Here is a 25,876-nt window from a genome sequence, read left to right as displayed (position 1 = left end):
TCAGGCCTTCCTTCTGCGGCGCTTCTGACTCGGACGCTGCGGGGAGATCCCGGCTTCCACGTCTTCGGCGCGCTGGGTGAGTGCGAATTCGACGAGACCGTCGATGAGCGAGGTGAGGTTGGCTTCCTCGGCGAGGACGTCGACGCGCAGTCCGTGTTCGGCTGCGGTGTTCGCCGTTGCCGGGCCGATGCAGCAGATCACCGAGGTGGGGGCGGGCTTGCCGGCGATGCCGACGAGGTTGCGCACCGTCGATGAGGACGTGAAGAGGAAGGCGTCGAAGTCGCCGGCCTTGATCGACTCGCGGATCGGAGCCGGCGGCGGGGACGCTCGCACGGTTCGGTAGGCGGTGACGTCGTCGGGGTCCCAGCCCTTCTCCAGCAGCCCGGCCACGAGCACCTCGGTGGCGATATCGGCACGAGGCAGGAGAACCGTGTTCATCGGGTCGATGTCATCGACGAAGTCCGGCCAGGCTGCGGCCAGCCCGCGTGCGGAGTGCTCCCCGTCGGGGACGAGGTCGGGAGTGATCCCCCAGTCGACCAGTGCCGCGGCGGTGCGACCGCCCACGGCGGCGACCTTGACGCCGGCCATCGAACGGGAGTCGAGTCCGAAGTCTTCGAACCACATGCGCACGGCGCGCACGGCGTTGACCGAGGTGAAGCCGACCCATTCGTAGGATCCGTCGACGAGGCCGCGGATCGCCTTCTCCATCTGGGTCGGTGTGCGCGGCGGCTGGACAGCGATCGTCGGCACCACGGTGCCGACCGCGCCGAGTTCGGCCAGAGCTTCAGCGGTGGAGGTGCCCTGTTCCTTCGTCCGTGGGATGAGGACCTGCCAGCCGAAGAGCGGTTTGGATTCGAACCAGCCGAGTTCTCCTCTGGATTCCACTCCCTGCCCCATGATCACCACCATACGATCGGTTCCTGATTGCGCCATGGACAGCGCCTGCTTCAGAGTCGTCTCCACGCTCGTCTGCTCGATGGTGGAGATTCCCCAGCCGAGGAGGACCTTCGTGTCCTCGTCCCAGCCATCGGCGAGCAGGGCTTCGATGGCCTGTTCGTGGGCGGCTGCGCTGCCGGTGAGCACATGGGTCGTGTTCCGGTGGCGGGAGACGTCGACATGGGTCTGCGGACCGGCTTCGATGAAGCGCACCGACCGGACGCGGTTGGTCGTCAGAGCCGTTCCGGTGAAGGCCGCCGTCGAGGCGGAGAGCCCGACTCCGGGCACGATTTCGACCTCGACCTGTTCCTTGCGGCAGACTCCGGCTTCCGCAGTTGTGGTGGTGAAGATGATTCCGTCGTCCGAGCTCAGCCGCACCACCGTCTTGTCCGGGCGGGCGAGCTCCGCCATGCGGCGGCCGCGGGTCGAGGCGGCGGCCCCGAGGTCGGCGGCATCGATGAGCATCGCGGCCTGCGGCACATAGGCGGTGACGATCTCGGAGTGCACATCGGCGTCGTAGACGACGGTTTCGGCGGTGGCGAGGATCTCGGCGCCGCGCATCGTCATCAGACCCGATTCGCCGGGTCCGCTGCCGATGAAGACGACGCGTGGGGCTGCCGGCAGGAGTCGGCGCGGCTGCACCTGGCCCGTTGTCGGTTCGCTGTTCATCCCTGCTCCTGAGCCTTGACGGGGGTGAGGTGATCGGCGCTGACGGCCGGGTCGATGCCGAGGCGTCCCAGGAGGTCCTCGGCCGCTGCGGTGCCGAGTTCGTCCGCGATGCGAGCGAGTTCCTTCGCGGTCACCGACAGCTGCTGTTCGCCGGTGGTGCTCCAGTCGACGTCGAGCAGGGCGGGCAGCTCGGTGCTCTGACGCGTGCGAGCGAGCTTGCCGTCGTCATCGGCCATCACGGCATCGACGATGAACTCGGTGCCCTCGATCTTCGCCAGCGCGCCGATCGGAGCCGAGCAGCCGGCTTCGGCGCGGGAGAGGATCGCCCGCTCGCAGGTCACGGCGAGGTCGGTCGTCTGGTCGTGGATCCGGCGCAGAGCCGCCCGCACCTCGGCGTCGCTGTCGAGGATGTCCGCGGTGGTGGCGAAGGCACTGTCGGCGCTGCGCGTCTCGACCGCCAGGGCGCCCTGGCCGGTGCCGGGAGCATGACGTCGAAGTTGAGCGAATCCGTGGCCTCGGCCAGACGCCCGATGCGACGCACTCCGGCGGCGGCGAGAACGACGGCGTCGAGGCGGCCGTCGCGGACATGGGCGATGCGGGTGTCGACGTTTCCGCGCACTCCGCGGACCTCGATATCGGGACGTGCGGCGCGCAGCTGAACGGCACGACGCGGCGAACCGGTGCCGATGACGGACCCGGAGGGCAGGTCGTTCAGGCTCAGCCCGTCACGGCCGATGAGGACATCGGCCGGGTCGACGCGCGGCGGGATGGCAGCCATCTGGATTCCCGCCTCGGGGGTGGTGGGCAGGTCCTTGAGCGAGTGCACGGCCAGATCGATCTTGCCCTGGTGGAGGGCCTGTCGGACGGCGGAGACGAAGACTCCGGTGCCGCCGAAACCGGCCAGGGGCGACATGTTGACATCGCCCTCGGTGACGACCTCGACGATCTCGACACGCCAGCCGGTCAGAGCCGCGATCTGGTGGGCGATCGCCGTGGACTGGGAGCGGGCCAGCTGCGACCGGCGGGTGCCCAGACGCACGGTGCGGCCGGTGAAGTGTTCGGGTTCGACGATGTCGAGGGTGTGATCGGCGACCGGGCGGATGCCGTCGGCCTCGACATGATGCGCGCTGGCGGCCTTCGCGACCTTCGTCTCCGGAGTGGTCTTGGCGTGGGCGACCTTGTTGACCGGCAGGTCGAAGAGCTGCATGAGCGCCTGAGCGTAGTCGACCTCGGATTCGGTCACAGCGAGTTCCTTGACCTTCACGGTCGGGGTGTGGATGAGCTTCTCCGCCACCCGGTGCAGGGATTTGCGGATCTCGGCGAACGCCTTTTCGTCGACGGAGTCACCGAGCTTCTTCTCCAGGCGCTGGGTCTCGGAGGCGAGCACATCTTTGGCATGGGAGCGCAGAGCGGTCACGGTGGGAGCGACCGAGCGCTCCTTGTTGCCGGTGGCGATGTTCTCCAGCTCGGCGGCGATGATGGAGCGCACCTCTTCGACAGTGCTCACGACCTTCGCGTCGCGTTCCTTGTCGGAGCCGCGCAGGAGTTCGCGGATCTCGCCGAGGCCGAAGAGGGCGACATGTTCGAACTCGCGGACGCTGGGGTCGATGTCGTGCGGCAGGGCGAGGTCGATGAAGGCCTTGTTCGCTGCACCCTTGGGGTTCTGCGAGAGTCCGGCGACGATGTCGTCGCGGCTGACGACGACTCCGCGGGCACCGGTGCAGGAGACGATGAGGTCGGCGTCGGCGATCTCCTCGGCCATGATGCGCGGGGTGAGTTCGCGGGCACGTCCGCCCACCTCGGCGACGAGGCGTTCGGCCTTGTCGAGGGTGCGGTTGAGCACGGTGATGTGGGCGACGCCTTCCTTGTGCAGCCCGGACACGACGAGGCCCGACATGGCTCCGGCGCCGATGACCAGTGCGTTCGCGGCACGCAGGGATCCGATGTGTGCGGCCGAGGCTTCGATTCCAGCACCGAACAGGGACCGGGCGACGTCTCCGAGGTCGGTTTCCGAATGCGCGCGCTTGCCCACACGCAGCGCCTGCTGCAACGCCTGGGAGAGTTCAGAGGTCAGCGCCCTGTCCGACTGCGAATTCGTGAACGCAGTCCGGAGCTGACCGAGGATCTGGGCTTCGCCGATAGCCATGGAGTCGAGTCCGCAGGCGACCTTGAGCAGGTGCTCCATGGCCTGGTGGTCGTAGTGGGCGTAGAAGTGCCCGGCGATATCGGACCACTCTTTGTCGATCGACGACACGAGCGCGTTGCCGAGATCGGCCAGTCCCCCGTGGAAGGCGGAGACGTCGGCGATGAGTTCGAGACGATTGCACGTCGAGAGCACAGCGAGTCCGTCGATGTTCTCTCCGGCCAAGGCGTCCCGTCGCAGAGTGCCGACCTCACCGGCGCCGAAGGCCATCCGATCGAGCATGTCGATCGGAGCCGACTGATGTGAAATGCCGAGAACCAAAAGAGTCAATTCCTGTGCTCCTCAAAACCAGGGTTGAGCGGTGCCGTGTCCAGCGCCGAATAGTATGCGAGTACTTGCAGCTCACTGGCCAAGTCGACTTGATGGACACGCACGGTATCCGGTGCGTCGAGCACGGTGGGTGAGAAGTTGAGAATGCCGCGCACACCTGCTTCGACGGCCTTCTGGGCCGCCGCGGGTGCCGCGGCTGCGGGGACGGCCATGACCACCAGGTCGATGTCTTCGGACCAGGCGGTAAGGTCGTCCAGGGAAGAGACGGTCAGGGCGCCGATGGAGGTGCCGATCTTCTCCTCGTCGATGTCGAAGACGGCGGTCAGGCGCAGGCCGCGCCGACGGAATCCGGCGTAGTCGGCCAGTGCCGAGCCGAGCCGTCCGGCGCCGATGATGGCGACGCGGCGGTCGCGGTCGAGGCCGAGGAACGTCCGCAGGGTCGCGGCCAGCTCCGGACAGGAGTAGCCGACCCCGCGGGTTCCCGATCGCCCCAGCTGGGACAGGTCTTTGCGCAGAATCGACGGGGACACACCGCTGCGGGCGGCAAGGTCCTCCGACGAAACTGTGTCCTGGCCGGTGGCGGCAATCGTCTCGACGGTCTGCAGATAGATCGGGAGTCGGGATATCACGCGCTCGGGTACGTCCTTGCGAACGACACCCTCAATCCTGTTGGCGGACAGAATCTCGCCCACGAATCCGCCTCACTCCTTCAATCGATCTCATGCGCCCAAGGCGTCGAGCGCCTTGGACAGCCGATCCCTATCGACTCGATGAAAACTGTGTTGTCGCCCGTTGAGGAGAACGACCGGAACGTCCCAGCCGTACTGCGCAGCCAGATCTTCATCGGTGTCGATGTCGATCTCCGTCACGGTCACATCTCTGCCCGCAGCCACCTCGGTGACAGCCTGCAGCGCATCAGCGCACAGATGGCAGTCGACACGCGTGAGAAAGGTCAGATCGACCATGGCTCACTCCTCATCGGGTGCAACAAACCCCGCCGAGAAATCACTCGAGCGGGGGCGTAGGACCGTTGGGTCTTACTTCTTGTTGCGACGCTGGTGACGTGTCTTGCGAAGCTGCTTGCGGTGCTTCTTCTTCGACATACGCTTGCGGCGCTTCTTGATGACTGAGCCCACTCGGGTACCCCTTGTGCTTGTCGGTGGAGGGTGAACATCAGGTGCCCGCCCATTGAACTAACCGTGCAATTCTATCGCTTGGCCGCCTGCTTTCCCAAAACTGTGTCCAGATCCACAACGGCGGTGCCAGGCGATCCGCGCGGACGCGGGGATCGGGTTCGGCCCGGGTGGCGTGCACGGCAGGGCCGGACTCGCGTTCGGCTGGGTCGACGGGCGTCGACCGATATCGATCAGTCGAAGTAGGGGTCGAGTGCGAAGAAGGGGAAGATGTTCTTCCGGGTGCCCATCACGGCACGGTCGAGTTCGACTTCGGGGTCGAACCCCTTCGACCACGGTTCGAACGCCCCATCGAAGCCGTCGGTCATCGACAGCGGTGCCTCGCGCCCGGTCTTCGTCTGCGCGTAGGAGGCCCAGCGTCCGGGGATCCGGGCTCCGGGATCGATATCGCGGCCGGCGGCGACGGCGAGGAGGTTCGTCCAGGCGCGGGGCACGACGTCGATGATCGCGTAGCCCCCTCCCCCGACGGACAGCCAGCGTCCATCGGCATGGTCGACGGCGAGGTCGCGGATGCGTTCGGCGGCGATGCGCATCGCGTCGACGCTCAGACGCATATGGGTAAGCGGGTCCGCCCGGTGACCGTCGCACCCGTGCTGGGAGACGACGACCTGAGGCTCGAAGGCGGCGACGACCTGCGGGACGGTGGCGTCGAAGGCGCGCAGCCAGTCCGCGTCGCCCGCGCGCGGAGGCAGGGCGATATTCACCGCCGAGGCGGCCGCCTTGAGTCCCCCGATATCGGCGGGGTACCCGGTGCCGGGGAAGAGGAACTTCCCCGATTCGTGGATCGAGATCGTGAGCACTCGAGGGTCGTCCCAGAAGAACGTCTCGACACCGTCACCGTGGTGGGCGTCGATATCGAGATAGACGACGCGCTCGTATCCGGCTTCGAGGAATTCGGTGATCGCTCCGGCCGCGTCGTTGTAGACGCAGAAGCCGCTGGCCTTGCCCGGCATCGCGTGGTGCATTCCGCCGCAGAAGTTCACCGCGCGTCGAAAGTCTCCGGAGATGATCGCGTTCGCGGCGTTGACGCTGCCTTGGAACAGCATCGCCGAGGCGGTGTGCATATTCTCGAACCCGGGAACATCCTCGGTGCCGATTCCGTATCTGTTCGCGTCCCGCTCTTCGAGGCCCTCCTCGGTGCCGGCCTGCTTGACCGCGGCGATGTAGTCGGGGTCGTGGAGGCGGGCGAGCTTGGCCTCATCGATCTCGCCGATGGGATTGACGTGGACGTTGTCTGCGTCGAAGAGTCCGAAGTCGTCGGCGAGCTTCGCTGTCAGGTCGAGCCTGAGAGGGTGCATGGGGTGGCTGGGACCGAAGTTGTAACCGGTCACCTCGTCGTCCCAAACGACATACACATCATTTTCGGCCATGCCCACCATGCTATATGGCGCAGCTCACTTGCGCCGATTCCGGGGCCACCGGCTCTACCATGGTGATTGTGTCCAAGAATTCCTCGCCGAGCTTCGATCGGCTGCTGAAGCCGGGCCGGTGGGTCCGTGACTTCGTCGACGACCTTGCCGTGGCCTCACCGGCACAACTGGCGATCGGGTCCTTCGTCGCCGTCGTCGCGGCGTTCGCGATCCTGCTGATGCTGCCGGCGAGCATGCGCGACCCCGGTTCGGTCGATCAGGCCACACACATCGCGAACTCGGTGTTCGTGGCGGTCTCCGCCGTGTGTGTGACCGGGCTGACCCCGGTCGTCACGGAGGAGTACTGGTCAGACTTCGGGATCTCGGTCATCACCGCCGGCATCCAGGTCGGAGGTCTCGGAATCCTCACCCTCGCCTCGGTGCTGGGCATGGCTGTCTCCAGGAGGCTGGGAGTCCGGCAGCGACTGATCGCTCAGCAGGCCACCTCGGCGCTCAATCTGGGTCAGGTCGGCTCGCTGCTCAAGGCCGTGGTCATCACCATCTTCACCGCCGAATCGATCCTCGCGGTGCTGCTGTTCCCACGGTTCCTCATCCGCGGGGAATCGCTCGGCGACTCGATCTGGTACTCGGTGTTCTACTCGATCTCGGCCTTCAACAACGCCGGTTTCACCATCCACGAAGGCGGGGCGGCGTACTTCGCCTCCGATCCGTGGATTCTGTCCCTGCTCATGGCAGGGGTGTTCGTCGGGTCCCTGGGGTTCCCGGTCGTGCTCATGGTCGCGATGTTCTGGAACCGGCCCAGCCGATGGGATCTGCATACGAAGCTGACGCTGACGACCACGACGACGGTCCTGGCGATCGGGCTGCTGCTGTTGGCGCTGTTCGAGTCGGCGAACCCGGCCACCCTGGGCGATAAGAACGCCGGCCACACCTTCGTCGAAGTGCTGTTCATGGCGGTCATGCCCCGATCCGGCGGCTTCTCGACGATGGAGGTCGCGGACATGAGCCAAGCGTCGCATCTGCTCATGGATCTCATGATGTTCATCGGCGGCGGTTCGTCGTCGACAGCAGGCGGAATCAAGGTGACGACGGTGGCCGTGCTCGTCCTCGCTGCGTATGCCGAGGCCAGGGGTCTGCAGGACGTGAACGTGTTCGGTCGGCGGCTGACGTCGTCGACGATCAAACTGTCGATCTCGATCCTGCTCACCGGTGCGATGATCGTCTTCATCGGCACCCTGACGATGCTGCAGATCAGTGCGGAACCGCTTGATCGGGTGCTGTTCGAGGTGATCTCCGCCTTCGGCACCGTGGGCCTGAGCTCCGGGGTGTCGGCGACCTCGCCGAACTCGGGACTCTACGTTCTGTCGGTGATCATGCTCATCGGTCGACTCGGTACGATTACACTGGCGGCTGCACTGTCCATGCAGGATTCGGTGCGCCTGTACCGCTACCCCGAGGAAAGGCCGGTCGTTGGCTAACGAACACACTTCAATCCTGGTCATCGGACTGGGGCGTTTCGGGTCCTCTACCGCGGCGACTCTGGCCAAACTCGGTCGCGAGGTCATGGCCATCGAGCACAATCCCGAGCTCGTCAAGGACTGGAGCGGCAAACTCACCCACGTCGTCGAAGCCGATTCGACGAACATCGACGCACTGCGCCAGGTCGGTGCCGGTGACTTCTCGACTGCCGTCGTCGGGATCGGCACCTCGATCGAAGACAGCGTGCTCACGACCGCCAACCTCGTCGACCTGGGCGTTTCGCAGGTGTGGGCGAAGGCGATCTCGCCGTCGCACGGCAAGATCCTCCACCGCATCGGCGCCCATCATGTGCTCTACCCGGAGTCGGATGCCGGTCGCCGCGTCGCCCACCTGGTCAGTTCGCGGATGATGGAGTACATCGAGTTCGATGAGGGCCATTTCGCCGTGGTGAAGATGCGGCCGCCGCGGGAGATCCAGGGCTTCACTCTCAGCGAGTCCGGTGTCCGCGACAAGTACGGCGTGACGATCGTGGGCATCAAGAGCCCCGGCCGCGACTTCACCTACGCCGACCCGACGACCCGCGTGGGCAAACAGGATCTGCTCATCGTCGCCGGACACGTCGAGCTGCTCGGCCGCTTCGCCGGCCGCCCGTAGGCTGCGATGCTTCGCCGTCCGCCGGCTGTGCGCGCAACAGGGGCGCCGAGACGGCTGCAGGAGGCTCTCCCGCCCTCCGCCTTCAGGTCACCATCGGATACTTCCAGTGAAGAATAGGTCACCATCGGATACTCTTACGCGCTAAAAGTATCCGATGGTGACCTAACTTTGGAGAATACCGCGCAGGCACCAAGAGATGTGCACACAGAACGGGTATCAAGAGAGCGGGCGACGGGAATCGAACCCGCGTCATCGGCTTGGGAAGCCGAAGCTCTACCATTGAGCTACGCCCGCATGTCACCGTTGGTCAGCAGGTATCCACCCAGGTAAGACCTGGTGCGGCCATGCCACGATCGGCGAATCGATCCAGTCTACAGCTTCCCACCTCCGCGAACGGCGACGGGGCGGCCGCAGACACCGACCACCGCGTGTTCGAAGTGCATGTGTGCTGACCGGAATCGGGTCGTCTGCACTTCGAACACGCGGATGGCGGATGGGATCAGTGCTCGACAGCCTCCTCGGCGCCGAATCCGGTATGGGCACGGACGTCCATTTCGGCGGCCAGCTCGGGACTCTCCACCGTCCGGTCGGTCACCGAGGCGATCCAGCCGAGAATGAAGCCGAGCGGAATCGAGATGATGCCGGGGTTCGACAGCGGGAAGATCGCGAAGTCGGCACCGGGGATCATCGCGGTCTCGGAGCCAGAGACGACAGGCGAGAACGCGATGAGCACCATCGCCGAGATCAGTCCGCCGTAGATCGACCACACCGCACCGCGAGTGGTGAAGCGCTTCCAGAACAGCGAATACACGATCGTGGGCAGGTTAGCACTGGCGGCGACGGCGAAGGCGAGGGCCACAAGGAATGCGATGTTCTGTCCCTGCACTCCGATGCCGCCGATGATCGCGACCGCACCGATGACGACGACAGTGCGGCGGGCGATCTTGACCTCCGCCTCGGAGTCCTCGACGTGGCCCTTCTTGATGACGTTGGCGTAGATATCGTGAGCGAACGAGGCCGCCGCGGTGATCGCCAGACCCGCCACCACCGCGAGGATCGTGGCGAACGCGACCGCGGAGATGAAGCCCATGAGCAGCGGCCCTCCGAGCTGCAGCGCCAGGAGCGGCGCAGCGGAGTTCACGCCGCCAGGAGCGTTCTTGATCGCGTCGGCGCCGACGAGTGCAGCCGCACCATAGCCGAGCACGAGGGTGAAGAGGTAGAACGCACCGATGAGCCAGATCGCCCACACCACGGATCGGCGAGCTTCCTTGGCAGTGGGGACGGTGTAGAAGCGCATGAGCACGTGGGGCAGACCCGCCGTGCCCAGCACGAGCGCCAGTGCCAGGGAGATGAAGTCGAGAGGATTCTCGCCGTACTGCAGACCCGGGTTGAGGACGCCTTCCCCGACTCCTTCGGCTGCGTTGTCCACGGCCGAGGCCAGCAGGGTCGAGAGGTTGAAGCCATTGAGTGCGAGCACCCAGATGGTCATGGCGAAGGCGCCGGCGATGAGCAGGATCGCCTTGACGATCTGCACCCAGGTAGTGCCTTTCATTCCGCCGACGAGGACGTAGATGATCATCAGCGCGCCGACGACGGCGATGACCAGCGACTGGCCGACCTTGCCGTCGATGCCCATGAGCAGAGACACGAGCCCGCCGGCGCCGGCCATCTGCGCGAGCAGATAGAAGAAGCAGACCGCCAGGGTCGACAGAGCTGCCGCCATGCGCACGGGGCGCTGCTTGAGGCGGAAGGACAGCACATCGGCCATGGTGAATTTGCCGGTGTTGCGCATGAGTTCGGCGACGATGAGCAGGGCGACGAGCCAGGCGACGAGGAAGCCGATGGAGTAGAGGAATCCGTCGTAGCCGTTGACCGCGATCGCGCCGCAGATGCCGAGGAAGGATGCGGCGGAGAGGTAATCACCGGCGATGGCGAAGCCGTTCTGCGGTCCGGTGAACGACCGGCCGCCCGCATAGTAGTCCGAAGCGGATCTGTTGTTGCGGCTGGCCCGCAGAACGATGAACATCGTGACCGCGACGAATGCGGCGAAGATCGTGATGTTGAGGACCGGGTTGTTCTCCACCTCGGTGGTCGCTGCGCTGAGGAGGTCTACTCCGGAAGCGACGAAGTCTCCGATTGCCAGAGTGCTCATGAGCGGTGTCCTTCCGATTCGGCCTGCAGTCGTTTACGGATCGCTTCCGCGGGAGGGTCGAGCTTCTTGTTGGCGAACGAGACGTAGAACATCGTGATCGCGAAAGTCGTCACGAACTGCAGCAGTCCGAATACGAGTCCGACGTTGATCTCCCCCACGACCTTCGTCGACATGAAATCGTGGGCGTACGTGCTGAGGATGACGTAGAGGAAGTACCAGACGAGGAACGCGATCGACAGCGGGATCACCACCGAGAAGCGTTTGCGCTTGAGGGCCTTGAACTCCGGCTTGTCCTCCTCTGCGAGGAAGTCAACACCGGCGTTGACAGGGTCAGTCATTCTTTCTCCTTTGAATGGACAGAACATCAGTGTCCTGAATCACATGACCCAAAGGTAACGTTCAGCATGCGCTAGGGAATACCACCGAAAGTTGGTAGCTTGTTCACATGAATGCGCACGCCAAGGAAACGCGGGCTCTCAAGGTCGAGACCCGTCGCCTATTCGTCGAAGCCGTCGATTCCCTGCACCAGAGCGGCACGGGTGACGTCGTCTTCGGAGGCATGGTCGAAGAGGATTCGGTCGCGGTCGAAGCCGTCGCCGGCGCCGATAAGAACCTGCTCTCGACCCTCATCGTCAGCACCGGGCGCGGCCTCGGCGGACGGGCCATGACCGAAGGCACTCCGCAGCTGACCCGCGATTATGAGATCGACCCTCTCATAACCCACCATTACGACGAGGAGGTCCTCGGCGAGGGCATCCGTGTCCTCGTCGCCGTCCCCACACTGCACGGCGGTGAGGTCACCGGTATGGTCTACTGCGGCCACCGCGCCGACTACAACGCCGCCGCCCCGCAGACGGGAGACCTCGTCAGACGGGTACGACAGCTCTCGGTCGATCTCGCTCGACTCGGATACCGGCAGGAACCGCGCGGCCCCGTCAAGGAGGAACCGCTCTACCCGGATCTGGATCCCTCGGGACGCGAAGCTCTCCGGCACACCTATGCCGAGCTGAGAGCCATCCGCTCCGGGATCGTCGATGGGGAGACCCGAGAGAAGCTCACCGGCATCGAGACGCGCCTGGCCGATATTCTCTCCGGACACAATCCGGAGAACTTCCAGACGCCGGTGCCCGCAGTCAGGCTGTCGCCGAGGGAGACCGACATCCTCTCGCATGTCGCCTTGGGCTGGCCGAATGCCCGCATCGCCGAGGCGCTGTCGCTGCGCGAGTCGACGGTGAAGTCCTATCTCAATACGGCGATGGTCAAGCTCTCGGCACGGACCCGCCATGAGGCCGTGTCCATCGCCCGCTCGTCCCACGTCCTCCCCTGAGCGGGGAGGATCGGCTCACCCGTTGATGACCTCCGAGTTCTCACGTTCCATCTCCAGGGAACGGTCCGCCGCCGCCTGCGCGGCCGCCTCGGCGATATCGAAGATCCCGGAGTCGAGGAACTGCTGGAGTCCGGCCAAGGTCGTCCCGCCCTTGCTGCTCACGGCCTGACGCTGCGCGGCGGGGTCGGGCTTCTCGGTCAGGAGTCGGCCGGCGCCGTCGGCTGTGGCCACGACCATCTGACGGGCGACGTCCTCACTCAGGCCCTGCTTGACACCTGCGGCGATCATGGCCTCGGCGAGGAGGAAGAAGTACGCCACTCCGGACCCGGAGATTCCGGTCATGGCCGGGATCTGGGATTCGTCGAGATCGACGACGAGGCCGGCGCCCGACAACAGCGACTTCAGTGTGTCCACGCTGGCAGCGGTCACCTCGGCGGTGGGGGCCAGCGCGATGACGCCGTGGCCGATGGCGCTCGGCGTGTTCGGCATGATCCGCACGATCGGATTCTCGGGGGCAAGCTGCGCGAGGTCTGCGGCAGCGACGCCGGCCGCCATGGATACGAGCACGGAGTCCTGGTCGAGGTCGTCGGCGAGTCCACGCAGGGTCTCGGCCATCATCCACGGCTTCACGCCGAGGAACACGAAATCGGCTCCGGCCGCGGCTTTCCGATTCGCTTCGGCATCGTCCTCCAACGAGGTGACCGTGGCTGTGGGCAGATCGGTGCGGAGCCGCTGCGCCGAGGCGGTCGAATTCGTCGTCGCGCGGACGGTGATGCTCGCGTCGGCGGTGAGGATTCCCTGGATGAGGGCCGTGCCCATGTTGCCGGTTCCGATGGAGGCGATGGTGGTCAAAATGCGTCAGCCTTTCGATATCTGATGTGTGATGGTCGGTGGGTGTCCCTGCGCTTAAGCGTGCCGGTGCGAGGTCGGGCGTGGCGATGCGGAGACGGGCCGGTTGATGTGCGACGTCGCGGTCGCTCGCAGGGTCAGCTCTCGGCGCCGGCTTTTCCGGATCGCGAGGGCCTGTGCTCGGAGGTGCGGGTGTGGCTGTGGGCGTTGCGTCGCGGAGTATCCGCGTCGAGGCCGAGGTGTTCACGGGCGAAGGCTATGGAGTCAGCGAGCATCTTCTCGCGCGCTGACTGTCTGCGGACGAATCGGGTATTGACCTCGACGACGACGTCGCCCTGCCAATTGTGTTTGGCGAGGTACTGCAGGGTCTCGGCGACGGGCATGGTGCCTTCGCCCGGAACGAGATGTTCGTCCTTGAGTGAGCCGGCCCCGTCGGTGAGGTGGACGTGGCGGAGCTGGTCGAAGATCTCGCCCACCGTCTCCAGGGCATTCATGCCGGCGGTGGATGCGTGGGAGAAGTCGAAGGTGAGGTCGTCGTAGTCCTCGTCCAGGGGGTTCCAGTCGGGGTAGTAGACCTGGATCTCGCGCAGACCGGCCCGCCAGGGGTACATGTTCTCCACGGCCAGTCTCACACCGGTCTCCTGGGCGACCTGGCGGACGCCGTCGACGAAGCCGAGGGCGTATTCGCCCTGCCAGCGGAACGGCGGGTGGAGGACGACCGTGTCAGCGCCGACTTCATTGGCGAGGTTCGCGGTGATCCGCAGCTTCTCCCAATGGTCTTTGTGCAGCACCCGGGGCAGGAACAGCAGGGTCGGCGCGTGCAGGGAGATGACGTCGAGTCCGGTGTCGCCGGCGAGTCCGTTGATGAGGTCGACGTCACGGGTCTCGGTGTTATGGGTGACCATGATCTCGACACCGTCGTAGCCGTGTTTGGCCGCTTGGGTGAAGGTCTCCTCGACGGTCATGGGTGAGACGGAGGAGCTGGAGAGGCCGAGTCTGATCCGATTGTCGGAGACGTGATGTGCGTCATTCTCGTAGACGTCGTGTTTGTCGAAGTACTCCTTGTGGCGCTTCGAATTCGAACGCGCAGAATTCTTGGTGGTCAACACCTTCCGCTGGGACTTCGACTTCTTGCTCATCTCTTCCAGTCTAACGCGGCTCCCCCACCCCTATTACTACCTGACGGTGGCCCAGCAACCTCGCGCGAGGTTGCTGGGCCGCCGTCAGGTAGTAATTCAGCCGTAGAGGGCTTCGGTGTCGTCGTCGACCCATTTCTTCGACTTCTCCACCGCCTTGTTCCAGAGGCGGTAGAGGCGGTCGACGGTCTCGTCGTCCATCGACGGATTCCAGCGTTTGTCCTCGCGCCAGTTCTTCCGCACGTCCTCCTCACCCTTCCAGAACTTCACGGCGATGCCCGCCGCGTACGCCGCACCCAGCGCCGTAGTCTCGATGACCTCGGGTCGGATGACGGGCACGCCGAGGAGGTCGGCCTGGAACTGCATGAGCGTTTCGTTGGCGACCATGCCACCATCGACCTTGAGCTCGGTGAGTTCGACACCGGAGTCGAGGTTCATCGAGTCGAGGACCTCGCGCGACTGGAACGCCACGGATTCCAGAGCTGCCCGAGCGATGTGGTTCTTGTTCACATACCGTGTCAGACCCACCATCACACCGCGGGCATCGGACTCCCAGTGCGGGGCGAAGAGTCCGGAGAACGCGGGCACGATATAGCAGCCGCCGTTGTCGTCGACCTGCTTGGCCAGGGTTTCGACCTCGGGGGCGTCCTTGATGATGCCGAAGTTGTCGCGCAGCCACTGCACGAGCGAACCGGTCACGGCCACCGATCCTTCGAGTGCGTAGACGGCTTCGTCCTCGCCGATCTTGTACGCGACCGTGGTGAGCAGGCCGTTCTTGCTGGCCACCGGCTCATTGCCGGTGTTGATGAGCATGAAATTGCCAGTGCCGTAGGTGTTCTTCGCCTGACCCTTCTCGAAACAGGCCTGACCGAACGTCGCAGCCTGCTGATCGCCGAGGATGCCGCAGATCGGGGTGTCGATGATGAGTCCGTTCTTCGCCCCGTAGCCGTAAATCTCCGAGCAGGACCTGATCTCGGGCAGCATCTCGACGGGAATGCCCATATCTGCCGCGATGTCAGGGTTCCAGTCGAGGGTGTCGATGTTCATCAGCATCGTCCGCGAGGCGTTCGTGACGTCGGTGACGTGGATTCCGCCGTTGACCCCGCCGGTGAGGTTCCAGATCACCCAGGTGTCCATGGTGCCGAAGAGCAGGTCCCCGGCCGCGGCGGCTTCCTTGACCCCGTCGACGTTGTCGAAGATCCACTTGGCCTTCGGACCGGCGAAGTAGGTCGCCAGGGGCAGACCCACCCGGTCCTTGTACTTGTCCGGTCCTTCGTCCCCGGCGAGTTCGTCGCAGACCTTCTGGGTTCGGGCATCCTGCCACACGATGGCGTTGTAGACGGGTTCGCCGGTGTTCTTGTTCCAGATGACGGTGGTCTCACGCTGGTTCGTGATGCCCACGCCCTCGAGCTGGTGGCGGTTGATATTCGCCCGAGCCAGGGCCTGACCGATCGCCTCGTTTGTGTTCTTGATGATCTCAACCGGGTCGTGCTCGACCCAGCCGGCGCGAGGGAAGATCTGCTCGTGTTCCAGCTGGCCGGACGACACGATCTGCCCGTCATGGTTGAAGACGATCGCCCGCGACGAGGTGGTGCCCTGGTCGATGGCGAGGATGAACTTTTCCTGACTCATTCTGACTCCTGTGTCGAAGTGGTTTGTCTGTGAGCGTGCTCAGTTGTCTGTGATCGTACTCAGACGAATGCCTGGGAGGCCACACCTGCGAGGACGCCGCCGACCAGCGGTCCGGCGATCGGCACCCACGAGTACGCCCAGTCGGAGCCGCCCTTGTTCGGGATCGGCAGCAGGGCGTGGATGATGCGCGGACCGAGGTCACGTGCCGGGTTGATGGCGTAGCCGGTGGGACCGCCCAGCGAAGCGCCGATGACGACAACGAGGAGGCCGACGGCCAAGGGTCCGAGCTCGTGCGGGGTCTTGCCGAAGAGAAGGATGACGAATACGAGGACGAAGGTCGCGATCACCTCGGTGACGAAGTTCCAGCCGTAGGAGCGCAGCTCCGGACCGGTGGAGAAGGTGCCGAGGATGTTTCCCGCGTCCTTCTCTTCGTCGTAGTGCTTCTTGTACACGGCCCACGCGAGGACGGCACCGAGCATCGCTCCGATCATCTCGGCCGCGAGATAGGCAATGGTGTTGCCGAATGTCACGGCGATGCCGGGGGCATATTCGTCGGCTCCGCTGGCGAGGATGCCGAAGGTCACGGCGGGGTTGAGGTGTGCGCCGGTCTTGTAGGCGACGAAGACACCGGCGAAGACCGCGAGGCCCCAGCCGAAGGAGATCAGCAGCCAGCCGCCGCCGTTGCCTTTGGTCTTGCCGAGAACGACGTTGGCGACGACGCCGACGCCGAGCAGCATGAGCATCGCCGTACCGGCGATCTCGAAGAGGAAGATGGTGCCCATATCTCACAAACTCCTGTTGTTTGTCTTTCCGGTGGGTGTCCCGGTCGATGGTCGACCCGGAGGGTTCTCCGGGTCGGTCGAGATTCAGTTGTCGGTATTCCGTTGTGGTTCCGCACTTCGCTGTGAACGGTTCAGTGGAGGGTCTCACCGACCAGGGCCGCCGCCGAGGCGTCGTCGTCGGTGGACTCGGCCGCGACCTGAGCGTCGACGTGGGCGTTGAACGCTTCGACCTCGGCCGTCTGCCGGTCGTCGTCCCATCCGAGGACGGGTGCGACGATGGCCGCGACCGCCTCGGCGGCGTTCTTCCCCCGGTCCGCGGCTTCGTAGTTCAGCCGCATCCGCCTCTCCAGGATGTCACTGAGGTGGACGGCCCCCTCCGCGGCGGCCGCGTAGTGGGCTTCGACGCGCAGGTAGCGTTCGGCGCCTTCCAGCGGCTGACCGAGTTCGGGATCCTCATCGACGAGGTCGAGAAGATCCTCGATGAGGGTGCCGTAGCGGCGGATGAGCCGTTTGACGCGGTCTTCGTCCCAGCCGTACTTCTCTGCGATCCCGGACTGGCCGCGCCGCAGCGCACCCACTCCCTGGGCACCGAGCAGCGGCACCGATTCGGTGAGTGACCGGCGGTCCTTCGCATCGTCGCCGAGGACGAAGTCGACGGCGTCTTCGGCCATCACTCGGTAGGTGGTGAACTTGCCTCCAGCGATCGCGGCCAGAGCCGGCTCGACCTCCATGACGGTGTGTTCGCGGGAGACCTTCGTCGAAGCCTGTCCCTCTTTGACGACCGGCTGGAGCAGCGGCCGCAGTCCGGAGTAGACGCCGATGACGTCGTCGCGGGTGAGTTTGTCGGCGAGGATGGCGTTGGCGTGTTCGAGCAGGTAGTCGATGTCCTGCGAGGTCGCCACCGGGGCGTCGACGTCTTCGTTCCACGGGGTGTCGGTGGTGCCGATGACCCAATAGCCTTCCCAGGGGATGACGAAGAGGACGGATTTCTCCGTCTTCGAGATGATTCCGGTGTTCGGGTCGGCCTTGATCTTGTCTTCGGCCACGGTGATGTGCACGCCCTTGGAGGCGAGCACCTTGAGACCGGCGTCGGCCTTCGCCAGATCCTGCTGCTCTTCGGTCCAGACGCCTCCGGCGAGGATGGTGCGGCGGGCGTGGATGTCGAATTCCTCACCGCTGATCTCGTCCCGGGCGTGCACGCCGGTGACCTGGTCGCCGTCGTGGAGATAGCCGATGACGGAGACGTGGTTGGCGGCTGCGGCTCCGTAGCTCACAGCCGAACGGACCAGAGTCATGACGAAGCGGGCGTCGTCGACTTTCGCGTCGTAGTATTCGAGGGCTCCGACGGCGGCGTCATCGGCCAGGCCCGGGAAGTGTGAGCTCAGTGCCTTCTTGCCCAGGTGCCGGTGCATCGGCACGGCGCGTTTGCGGCCGGGCCGGGTGGCCATCGTGTCGTAGAGCAACACTCCGGAGCCGATGAAGGCACGGTCGATGAGGCGGTGTTCGAAGGGGAAGACGAAAGCGACGGGTTCGACGAGGTGGGGCGCGGTGTGCTGGAGCAGCAGATCGCGTTCCTTCAGAGCCTCGGCGACGAGCTTGAAGTCGAGCATCTCGAGGTAGCGCAGTCCGCCGTGCATGAGCTTCGATGATCGAGAGGAGGTTCCCGAAGCCCAGTCCTTCGCGTCGACGACACCGACTTTGAGTCCGCGCGTAGCTGCGTCGAAGGCCGATCCTGCTCCCGTCACTCCCCCACCGACGACGAAGACGTCGAGCGGGTCGGCCGCGCTCGTCTTCTTCAGTGTCTCGAGTGCCTGGTCACGGAAGTTCGGGGACAGCTCACCATTTCTCATCGGCAGAAGCGCGCTTTCTTTCAGACGTTGTTGTCATTCACCATTATCACCCCAGCGGTTGATGCCAAGGGCGCAGTGCGGCGAATAATCAAAAAATAGCAGGCTATTCTGAACGGCGATACCGACCGGTAGCGAAAGCCTGCTGAGATCGGCGGCCGAAGCGCGGCGTGACGGGCAGCCGTTGCGAGGTCCGTGAGGGCGGCTCAGTCGAGGGCGGAGACGGTCTCCACGCGCATCGCCGAGGACTGCTCGGCAGAGTCGAGGAGGTCGAGTTTGCGCATGATGATGCCTTCGCGCAGCGCCCATGGGGAGATGTTCATCACGCCGATGTCGAAGATCGTGAAGGCCGCCTCGGCGACGATCGCTCCGGCCAGCACCTGACCGGCACGCGCCTCGGAGACGCCGGGCAGGGTCGCCCGCTCTTCGGGGGTGCGGGATGCGAGGGTGTCGATGATGCCTTCGAGGTCGCGGCGGAAGAGCTTCCTGGGAGCATAGATTCCGTCGCCGCTCGGAGCGGCACCGGCGATGCGCGCCAGGGAGCGGAAGGTCTTCGACGAACCGACGACCTGGTCGGGCACTCCGACCCTGTTGATATCGCCGGCGATGCGTCCGATCTGCGCCCGGGCATGTTTGCGCAGGCGGTGGATGTCCTCTTCGGTGGGCATCGGGTCCGGGAGGAACTCGGAATAGGTGCGTCCGGCGCCGAGGGGAATCGACACGGCCGCCAGCGGGTATTCGTCCTGACCCGCCGCGATCTCGAGCGAGCCGCCGCCGATGTCGAGCAGCAGGATCTTCCCGGCCGACCACCCGAACCAGCGGCGGGCGGCGAGGAAGGTCACGCGGGCCTCGTCGCGACCCGACATCACGTTGAGGGTGACCCCGAGCTGAGCGTTGATCGATTCGATGAGTCCGATCCCGTTCGGAGCTTCCCTGACCGCCGAGGTGGCGAAGGCGAGGATCTGCTCCGCACCTTGGTCTTCGGCGATCTCGACGGCATCGGCGATGAAGGAGCGCAGCCGTTCCTGCCCTTCGGAATCGATCGTTCCGTCATCGCTGAGGAATTCGGCGAGGCGGAGCACCTCCTTGTGCGAGGTGGCCGGCAGGGGCGGTGCTCCGACGTGGGCGTCGACGACCAGGAGGTGGACGCTGTTGGAGCCGATATCGAGGACTGCTAGGCGCATTCGCCCAGTTTATCCTCTCCGTGGGCCTCCGTGAGAACGGACCTCAGGACCGTTCTGCCACGCAGTTTTGGCGAAGCCGAATTCCGGCGGTTCCTTGGCGAAGAAGGCTTCCTGACCGCGGGTGATCTCTGCCCGGTAGGCCTCATCGAGCCACCCAGGGGGCTCCGTGTCCTCCGTCACTTCACCGTCGAGAACTGCCTTGGCTCCGACCTGGCTGAGCCGGGACAGTCCCACGATCCGCTCACCGAGGGCCTGCGCCGTCTCGAGCGGGGTGTCGGAGACTTCGTGGAAGAAGCCGAGTTCGGCCATCTTCTCGAACTTCACGATCGAGGCCGTGATCAGCAGATACCTCGCCCAGGCGTCGCCGAGGATCTGAGCCAGGCGCTTCGTGGGGCCGGCCGGGTAGACGAGCCCGAGCTTGGCCGCGGTGACGCCGAAGATCGATCCCGGGGCGGCGATGCGGATATCGCAGGCCGCGGCGATCTCCGTTCCCCCGCCCACACAGTTGCCGGTGATAGCTGCGATCGTCGGGGTCCGCGAGTTCGCCAGGGCCGCCTCGGCGGTGGCGTTGAGTTCCCAGAAGTCGGCGAGCGGCACATCGAGGTCGGCGATGTCCGAACCGGCGGAGAAGTGCCCGCCGGCCCCGGTGATCACGAGCGCACCGATCGAATCGTCGGCGTCGACGTTCGCGATGATCTGCGGCAGCGCCCTCCACATGGGCCGGGAGATGGCATTGCGCTTTTCGGTCCGATCAATGACGAGGGTTCCGACTCCACCGGTGACGGTGAAGTCGAAACCCTCGAGATCGACCGGACGGTATGAACCGTCTGGTCTCATGTGTGTTCTGCCTTTCGAGAGGTCAGCCCCGGTTGTCGGGAACCTCGCGCTGTTCCTCACCGTCGTAGGCGCTCAGGGGCCGGATGAGGGCGTTGTTCGCCTGCTGCTCGAAGATATGAGCGGTCCAGCCGGTGATGCGGGCCATCACGAAGATCGGGGTGAACTGCTCGGTATCGAAGCCCATGAGGTGGTAAGCCGGACCCGAGGGGTAGTCGAGGTTCGGGTAGATGCCCTTGCGCCCGACGAAGTCCTCTTCGAAGGTGTTGTACAGATCGAGCAGATCGTTCGCACCCTTGACGGCGACCATGTCCTCGAAGGCCTTGCGCATGGTGGGAACGCGCGAATCGCCGTTCTTGTACACGCGGTGGCCGAAGCCCATGATCTTCGCCTTCTTGGCCAGCGCCTCGTCGATCCAGGCCGAAGCCTTGTCGGCGGTGCCGACCTCTTCGAGCATCGCCATGACGGCTTCGTTCGCTCCGCCGTGCAGAGGCCCCTTGAGCGCACCGACGGCACCGGCGACTGCCGAGTACAGGTCCGAGGTGGTCGAGGTGATGACGCGACCGGTGAAGGTCGAGGCGTTGAACGAGTGCTCGGCGTAGAGGATCATCGACACGTCGAAGCAGCGCACGACCTCCTCGGCGGGAACTTCATCGAAGACCATCTTGAAGAAGTTCGCGGCGTAGCCGAGGTCCTTCGTCGGGGCGACGGGGTCGAGGCCGTGACGGCGACGGTGGTCTATGGCCACGATCGTCGGCAGCTGGGCGTAGAGACGCTCGGCCTTCGCGAGGTTCGCCTCGGCACCCTCGGTGTCGGCCTCGGGGTCGACGGCGCCCAGGTAGGCCACGGCCGTCTGCACGACGTGCATCGGGTGGCAGTCCTTGGGCAGGCCGAGGATGAGGTCGACGAGCTTGTCATCGATCTCACGCTGGGAGCGTTCGCGTTCCTGGAATTCTGCCAGCTGCGCCTCGGTGGGCAGTTCGCCGTTCCAGATGAGGTAGGCGACGTCCTCGAAGCTGCGCTTGGCGGCGAGCTCCTGCACGGGGTAGCCGCGGTAGGTCAGCGAGTTGGTCTCCTGGACCACTTTGGACACTGCGGTGGTGTCGACCACGACACCGGCGAGGCCCTTCTTGATTTCTTCGGTCACTGGTGACCCTCCTGTGAGAAGTTGAAGACTGCGGCGTCGAACTCGTTGTACGCCGCGTAGTCGATCGTGTCATACAGGTCCGCACGGGTCTGCATGCCCTCGAGCAGGTCCACCTGAGTGCCCTTGTCCCGAATGGTCTGCAGGCCCGATTTGATCGCACCCATGGCGATGCGCAGAGTCGTGACCGGGTAGATCACAAGCTTGACTCCGACATTCGCCAACTGTTCGGTGGTGAACAGTTCGCTCTTTCCGAATTCCGTCATGTTCGCCAGAATCGGCACATCGACGCTGGAGGCGAATCTCTCGAACTCTCCGAGATCTCGCATCGCCTCGGGGAAGATCATGTCCGCTCCCGCATCGGCGTAGGCCTTCGCCCGGTCGATGGCGGCGTCGAGACCTTCCCCGGCGCGGGAGTCGGTGCGGGCGCAGATGACGAAGTTCTCGTCGCGGCGCCCCTGGACGGCGGCCTTGATTCGCTTGGACATCTCGGTCGCGGTCACGACCTCCTTGCCGTCGAGGTGGCCGCAGCGCTTCGGGTTGACCTGGTCCTCCAGGTGCATGCCCGAGATTCCGGCGTCCTCGAACTCCTGGACGGTGCGGGCCACGTTCATGGCTTCGCCCCATCCGGTGTCGGCATCGATGAAGGTCGGCAGGTTCGTGACTCGGGCGATATTGCGTCCGTGGTCGGCCACCTCGGTCAGCGTGGTCAGCCCGATGTCGGGCAGACCCATGGCCGCGGAGAACGCGCCACCGGAGATGTAGACGCCTTCGAAGCCGGTCTGCTCGATGATCTGAGCGTTGATCGGGTTGATGGCGCCGGGGAACTGGACGATCTCGTCGCCTCCGAGCAGCTCGCGGAACTTGGCGCGGCGCTCGGCGGGAGTTGCCTGTGCGCCGAGCATCAGAAGATGCCCTTCGATCCGCTGTGCTCGAGTCCGTCGACCGTGAAGCTCAGTTCCGCAACGCCCTTGGCGTCGAGGCTCTCGAGGTTCTCGGCCAGATCGAGGAAGCGAGCCTGCTCCGAGTCAGAGACGATGCCCTCGGCCAGGGTCTTGAACTTCTCGATATAGTTCGCACGGGCGAAGGGACGAGCACCGAAGGGGTGGGCGTCGGCGACGGCGATCTCGTCGGTCAGCGTCGAGCCGTCTTCGAACTCGATCTCCACGCGTCCGCCGAAGGCCTTCTCGTTCGGGTCGATCGAATGGTAGCGGCGAGTCCACTCGGGATCCTCGGTGGTCTCGATCTTATGCCACAGCTCGACGGTGTCGGGACGACCGGCGCGCTCGGGAGCATAGGAGTGCTCGTGGTGCCAGCCCTGGTCCTGCATGGCCACTGCGAAGATGTACATAATCGAGTGATCGAGGGTCTCACGGCTGGCCTTCGGATCCATCTTCTGCGGATCGTTCGCACCGGTGCCGATGACGTTGTGGGTGTGGTGCGAGGTGTGGATGACGATGCGCTTGATCTTCGACAGGTCCTCGATCTGCCCGCCGAGCTTACGAGCGAGGTCGATGAGCGCCTGAGCCTGGTACTCGGCCGAGTGCTCCTTGGTGTAGGTGTCGAGGATCGCACGCTTCGCTTCGCCCTTGCCCGGCAGCGGGATGGTGTAGCGAGCTTCGGGTCCGGAGAGGATCCAGGCGATGAAACCGTCCTCACCTTCGTAGATCGGGTTCGGGGCACCCTCGCCGCGCATCGCACGATCGACGGATTCGACGGCCATCTTGCCGGCGAACGCGGGAGCATGGGCCTTCCAAGACGAGATCTCGCCCTTGCGCGACTGACGCGTCGCGGTGGTCACGTGCAGGGCCTGCTGGACGGCTTGGAAGGTGATCTCGGTGGGCAGGTGGAGCAGGGCGCCGATGCCGGCAGCGGCAGACGGGCCGAGGTGGGCGACGTGGTCGATCTTGTGCTCGTGCAGGCACATTCCCTTGACGAGGTCGACCTGGATCTCGTAGCCGGTGGCGATGCCGTTGATGAGGTCCCTGCCGCCGATGCCCTTGTGCTGGGCGACTGCGAGCACGGCCGGGATATTGTCACCGGGGTGTGAGTACTCTGCGGCGAGGAAGGTGTCGTGGAAATCGAGTTCGCGCACGGCCACACCGTTGGCCCATGCGGCCCATTCCGGTGAGAAGCGGTCGCTCACCGGCAGGCCGAAGATGTTGGCACCGGGATTTAACGGGTGGGCCTGAGCCTGCTCGCGAGCGTGGGTCGGAGCGGAGCGGCGCACGGATGCGGCAGCGACGGAAGCGTTGTCGATGACGCGGTTGATGACCATGTCGGTAACTTCGGAATCGACCGGCGTCGGGTCGGATGCGACCTCGGCGATCTTCCATGCGAGCTGATCTTCGCGAGCCAGGTTCTCTGAGCTCTTGTAGGTGCGGACTTCATGATTGATCATGGATACCCCTTCATAGTCCTTGACCGGAAATGGTCACATAGTGCTGACACAACTGTAGGCCACGTCACTTGGCAGGTCCTTGCCGGTCGGAAATTTATCTCGACATCAAGATATTTTACCCGAAGCGTGTCCCAGTTCACCAACAGGGTCTTCATGGGCTTCTGCCGCGAGGGATGGTTGTGGGAATATTGGGTCATGACTCGGACTGCCCTGGACTTCGACGAAAACTGGTTCGACGACGCGGAATACGCTCGCCTGCGCAGACGCATGCCGATCCCCTACGTCAACGCCATTCCGGTGCGGGTGGGCGAGACCGGCAATGTCGAACGCATCGGCCTGCTGCTGCGCAGCCTCGAGGACGGCACCCTCGGACGGGAGGTCGTGGGCGGGCGGATCCGCTTCCACGAGACCATCCGCACCGCACTGGTGCGTCACGCCGAGAACGACCTCGGCCCGATGGCGCTGCCGGTTATTCCGCCTGCGATCAGCCCGTTCCACATCGCCGAATACTTCCCCACGGAGGGTTCCGCCCTCCTCCACGACCCGCGCCAGCATGCGATCGCCATGTGCTTCATCATGGAGGTCCGCGGCGAATGCACCCCGCGGGCCGATGCCCTCAGTCTCGATTGGCTGACCCCCGAGGAGACCCTGCGTCCCGATATCGTCGGCGAGCTCTGCTACGGCCAGGACCATATCCTGCGCATCGCACTGGCCCATCTGGGCTTCCGCGTCTGAGCCAGTCGCACGTCCACGTGAGACGGACCTTCTCGCCCCACGTTTTTTCTACATCTCGTAGAATCGTCTTGGTAGACTGAAAGCGACGCGGACGATACCGCCAGTCGGGGCCGTCGTCGGCGTCTGGGTTGGACAGGCCCCGATCGAGAGGTGCGAGATGTCTGCTCAAACCAATTCGTCCGAATCCGGCCTCAACCTCGAACTCGGCGTCCTCGTCGGCTTCGACGGCTCCGAACTCGCCGCCCAAGCCGTCCGCTACGGCGCAGTCGAAGCCGAACGCCGCAGAACCGTTCTCACCGTCGTCACCGCCTATGAGCTGCCGACGATGATCTATCCGAATATGGCCTCCATCCCCAGTGAACCCGAGGATGACAAGGCGATGAAAGAAGCAGAGAAGACCCTCGCCGAGGCGGTCGAACTTCTGCGCGACTACTCCGGTGAGAAATCCTTCCGCACCGCACCCGGCAATTCCGCCGGTGCGCTCGTCACGCTCAGCGCCGATGCCGAGGTCGTCATCGTCGGCGCCCGCGGCCGCGGCGGTTTCATGGGCCGGGTTCTCGGGTCCGTTTCCACGGCTCTGCCTGCCCACGCTCACTGCCCGACGATCGTCGTTGCCGAACGGTCGACGTCAGCAACGGCCGGCAACGGCCCTGTCGTCGTCGCCGTCGACGGCTCCGACACCGGTCGGGTCGCCATGTTCACGGCGGCAGCCGAGGCCGCCTTACGCGGCACAGAACTCGAACTCGTCGTGGTGCTTCCGGCCGGTGAGGAATGGCTCTACTGGTACCCCGACCTCGAGCTCAGCTCCGAGGTCACCGCGCGCCGGCAGAGGCAGCTGACCGAATCACTCGAGAAGGAAGCCGGGACGCTGTCGGAGCAGTTCCCAGATCTGGCGGTGACCACCTCGGTGCCGGTCGGCGATCCGACTGAGACCCTCGTCGAGATCACCTCGCGCGCACAGCTCACGGTGATGGGAACCCGTGGGCGCGGAAGGATCCGCAGCGCTCTGCTGGGATCCGTCTCGCGTGGAGTCCTCAACCATGCCGAAGGCCCGGTCATGGTGGTTCCGAGCTGATCGG

Annotated in this window: 24 protein-coding genes and 1 tRNA gene; 5 read left to right on the top strand and 20 right to left on the bottom strand. The window is 64.9% G+C overall.

The genetic code is table 11. From position 1 onward, the window contains the following. The 7 genes from LJ362_RS04440 to LJ362_RS04410 all read right to left on the bottom strand — a co-directional run bounded on the left by LJ362_RS04440 (position 1) and on the right by LJ362_RS04410 (position 6,641). Positions 1-1,605: a uroporphyrinogen-III synthase gene (locus LJ362_RS04440; protein WP_264800963.1), complete on the bottom strand. Its 1,605-nt coding sequence runs from the start codon at positions 1,603-1,605 to the stop codon at positions 1-3. Beyond that, complete coding sequence (locus tag LJ362_RS04435) at positions 1,602-1,994, bottom strand: hypothetical protein (RefSeq protein WP_264800962.1); 393 nt, start codon at positions 1,992-1,994, stop codon at positions 1,602-1,604. The genes LJ362_RS04440 and LJ362_RS04435 overlap by 4 nt, the downstream gene beginning before the upstream one ends. Continuing rightward, a complete protein-coding gene (hemA, locus tag LJ362_RS04430) occupies positions 1,943-4,078 on the bottom strand; it encodes a glutamyl-tRNA reductase (protein ID WP_264800961.1) in 2,136 nt (711 codons plus the stop codon). The genes LJ362_RS04435 and hemA overlap by 52 nt, the downstream gene beginning before the upstream one ends. Continuing rightward, positions 4,075-4,770 carry a redox-sensing transcriptional repressor Rex gene (locus LJ362_RS04425; RefSeq protein WP_264800960.1) on the bottom strand — a complete coding sequence of 232 codons (696 nt, stop codon included), beginning with the start codon at positions 4,768-4,770 and terminating at the stop codon, positions 4,075-4,077. The genes hemA and LJ362_RS04425 overlap by 4 nt, the downstream gene beginning before the upstream one ends. Positions 4,771-4,797: 27 nt before the next feature. Further along, entirely contained in the window at positions 4,798-5,043 is a 246-nt protein-coding gene (locus LJ362_RS04420; protein ID WP_264800959.1) for a glutaredoxin family protein, read from the bottom strand. Positions 5,044-5,115: 72 nt separating this feature from the next. Next, positions 5,116-5,214 carry a 30S ribosomal protein bS22 gene (locus LJ362_RS04415; RefSeq protein ID WP_009882927.1) on the bottom strand — a complete coding sequence of 33 codons (99 nt, stop codon included), beginning with the start codon at positions 5,212-5,214 and terminating at the stop codon, positions 5,116-5,118. 230 nt (positions 5,215-5,444) lie between these two features. Continuing rightward, positions 5,445-6,641 carry an acetoin utilization protein AcuC gene (locus LJ362_RS04410; protein ID WP_264800956.1) on the bottom strand — a complete coding sequence of 399 codons (1,197 nt, stop codon included), beginning with the start codon at positions 6,639-6,641 and terminating at the stop codon, positions 5,445-5,447. A 59-nt stretch (positions 6,642-6,700) separates the two neighbouring features. Between LJ362_RS04410 and LJ362_RS04405 the strand changes: the two genes are divergently transcribed. Both LJ362_RS04405 and LJ362_RS04400 read left to right on the top strand, forming a co-directional pair. Next, positions 6,701-8,119, top strand: coding sequence for a TrkH family potassium uptake protein (locus tag LJ362_RS04405; protein WP_264800955.1), 1,419 nt, complete (start codon positions 6,701-6,703; stop codon positions 8,117-8,119). Beyond that, positions 8,112-8,774 (top strand): potassium channel family protein, encoded by a 663-nt coding sequence (locus tag LJ362_RS04400; RefSeq protein ID WP_169251660.1) that lies wholly within the window; start codon positions 8,112-8,114, stop codon positions 8,772-8,774. The genes LJ362_RS04405 and LJ362_RS04400 overlap by 8 nt, the downstream gene beginning before the upstream one ends. Before the next feature lie 223 nt (positions 8,775-8,997). Here the strand turns inward: LJ362_RS04400 and LJ362_RS04395 are convergent. The 3 genes from LJ362_RS04395 to LJ362_RS04385 form a co-directional block, all read right to left on the bottom strand. Then, positions 8,998-9,068: transfer RNA gene (locus LJ362_RS04395), tRNA-Gly, on the bottom strand. Between the two features lie 205 nt (positions 9,069-9,273). Next, positions 9,274-10,926: a cation acetate symporter gene (locus LJ362_RS04390; protein WP_264800954.1), complete on the bottom strand. Its 1,653-nt coding sequence runs from the start codon at positions 10,924-10,926 to the stop codon at positions 9,274-9,276. Further along, positions 10,923-11,264, bottom strand: coding sequence for a DUF485 domain-containing protein (locus tag LJ362_RS04385; protein ID WP_264800953.1), 342 nt, complete (start codon positions 11,262-11,264; stop codon positions 10,923-10,925). Before LJ362_RS04385 ends, LJ362_RS04390 begins: the two co-directional genes overlap by 4 nt. 107 nt (positions 11,265-11,371) lie before the next feature. Between LJ362_RS04385 and LJ362_RS04380 the strand changes: the two genes are divergently transcribed. Then, a complete protein-coding gene (locus LJ362_RS04380) occupies positions 11,372-12,253 on the top strand; it encodes a helix-turn-helix transcriptional regulator (RefSeq protein WP_264800952.1) in 882 nt (293 codons plus the stop codon). 15 nt (positions 12,254-12,268) lie between these two features. Here LJ362_RS04380 and proC read toward each other — a convergent pair whose 3' ends face one another. The 10 genes from proC to LJ362_RS04330 all read right to left on the bottom strand — a co-directional run bounded on the left by proC (position 12,269) and on the right by LJ362_RS04330 (position 24,062). After that, on the bottom strand, positions 12,269-13,105 hold the full coding sequence (gene proC / locus LJ362_RS04375) for a pyrroline-5-carboxylate reductase (RefSeq protein ID WP_264800951.1): 837 nt from the start codon (positions 13,103-13,105) through the stop codon (positions 12,269-12,271). A gap of 134 nt (positions 13,106-13,239) precedes the next feature. Beyond that, on the bottom strand, positions 13,240-14,241 hold the full coding sequence (locus tag LJ362_RS04370; RefSeq protein ID WP_264800950.1) for a sugar phosphate isomerase/epimerase family protein: 1,002 nt from the start codon (positions 14,239-14,241) through the stop codon (positions 13,240-13,242). 96 nt (positions 14,242-14,337) lie between these two features. Next, positions 14,338-15,870, bottom strand: coding sequence for a glycerol kinase GlpK (gene glpK, locus LJ362_RS04365; RefSeq protein WP_264800949.1), 1,533 nt, complete (start codon positions 15,868-15,870; stop codon positions 14,338-14,340). A gap of 59 nt (positions 15,871-15,929) precedes the next feature. After that, on the bottom strand, positions 15,930-16,652 hold the full coding sequence (locus tag LJ362_RS04360) for an MIP/aquaporin family protein (protein WP_264800948.1): 723 nt from the start codon (positions 16,650-16,652) through the stop codon (positions 15,930-15,932). A 131-nt stretch (positions 16,653-16,783) separates the two neighbouring features. Beyond that, the gene (locus LJ362_RS04355) at positions 16,784-18,502 is read right to left on the bottom strand and encodes a glycerol-3-phosphate dehydrogenase/oxidase (RefSeq protein ID WP_264800947.1); all 1,719 of its coding nucleotides are present in this window, start codon (positions 18,500-18,502) and stop codon (positions 16,784-16,786) included. Positions 18,503-18,705: 203 nt separating this feature from the next. Next, the gene (locus LJ362_RS04350; RefSeq protein ID WP_264800946.1) at positions 18,706-19,683 is read right to left on the bottom strand and encodes a Ppx/GppA phosphatase family protein; all 978 of its coding nucleotides are present in this window, start codon (positions 19,681-19,683) and stop codon (positions 18,706-18,708) included. 9 nt (positions 19,684-19,692) lie between these two features. After that, entirely contained in the window at positions 19,693-20,520 is an 828-nt protein-coding gene (locus tag LJ362_RS04345) for an enoyl-CoA hydratase/isomerase family protein (protein ID WP_264800945.1), read from the bottom strand. A 22-nt stretch (positions 20,521-20,542) separates the two neighbouring features. Continuing rightward, complete coding sequence (locus LJ362_RS04340; protein ID WP_264800944.1) at positions 20,543-21,664, bottom strand: bifunctional 2-methylcitrate synthase/citrate synthase; 1,122 nt, start codon at positions 21,662-21,664, stop codon at positions 20,543-20,545. Then, on the bottom strand, positions 21,661-22,566 hold the full coding sequence (gene prpB, locus LJ362_RS04335) for a methylisocitrate lyase (protein WP_264800943.1): 906 nt from the start codon (positions 22,564-22,566) through the stop codon (positions 21,661-21,663). The genes LJ362_RS04340 and prpB overlap by 4 nt, the downstream gene beginning before the upstream one ends. Continuing rightward, positions 22,566-24,062: an MmgE/PrpD family protein gene (locus tag LJ362_RS04330; protein WP_264800942.1), complete on the bottom strand. Its 1,497-nt coding sequence runs from the start codon at positions 24,060-24,062 to the stop codon at positions 22,566-22,568. The genes prpB and LJ362_RS04330 overlap by 1 nt, the downstream gene beginning before the upstream one ends. Before the next feature lie 195 nt (positions 24,063-24,257). On the opposite strand from LJ362_RS04330, the gene LJ362_RS04325 reads away from it, so the two are divergent. Both LJ362_RS04325 and LJ362_RS04320 read left to right on the top strand, forming a co-directional pair. Further along, complete coding sequence (locus LJ362_RS04325; protein ID WP_025777997.1) at positions 24,258-24,797, top strand: DUF4916 domain-containing protein; 540 nt, start codon at positions 24,258-24,260, stop codon at positions 24,795-24,797. Between the two features lie 157 nt (positions 24,798-24,954). Then, positions 24,955-25,872 carry a universal stress protein gene (locus LJ362_RS04320; protein WP_264800940.1) on the top strand — a complete coding sequence of 306 codons (918 nt, stop codon included), beginning with the start codon at positions 24,955-24,957 and terminating at the stop codon, positions 25,870-25,872. Positions 25,873-25,876 lie beyond the last annotated feature (4 nt).

It is taken from the genome of Brevibacterium sp. JSBI002, assembly GCF_026013965.1.
In the GTDB taxonomy this organism is placed as follows: Bacteria; Actinomycetota; Actinomycetes; order Actinomycetales; family Brevibacteriaceae; genus Brevibacterium.
The sequence above is the reverse complement of the archived record's forward strand: the minus strand, read 5'-3'. Positions and strand labels throughout refer to the sequence as shown.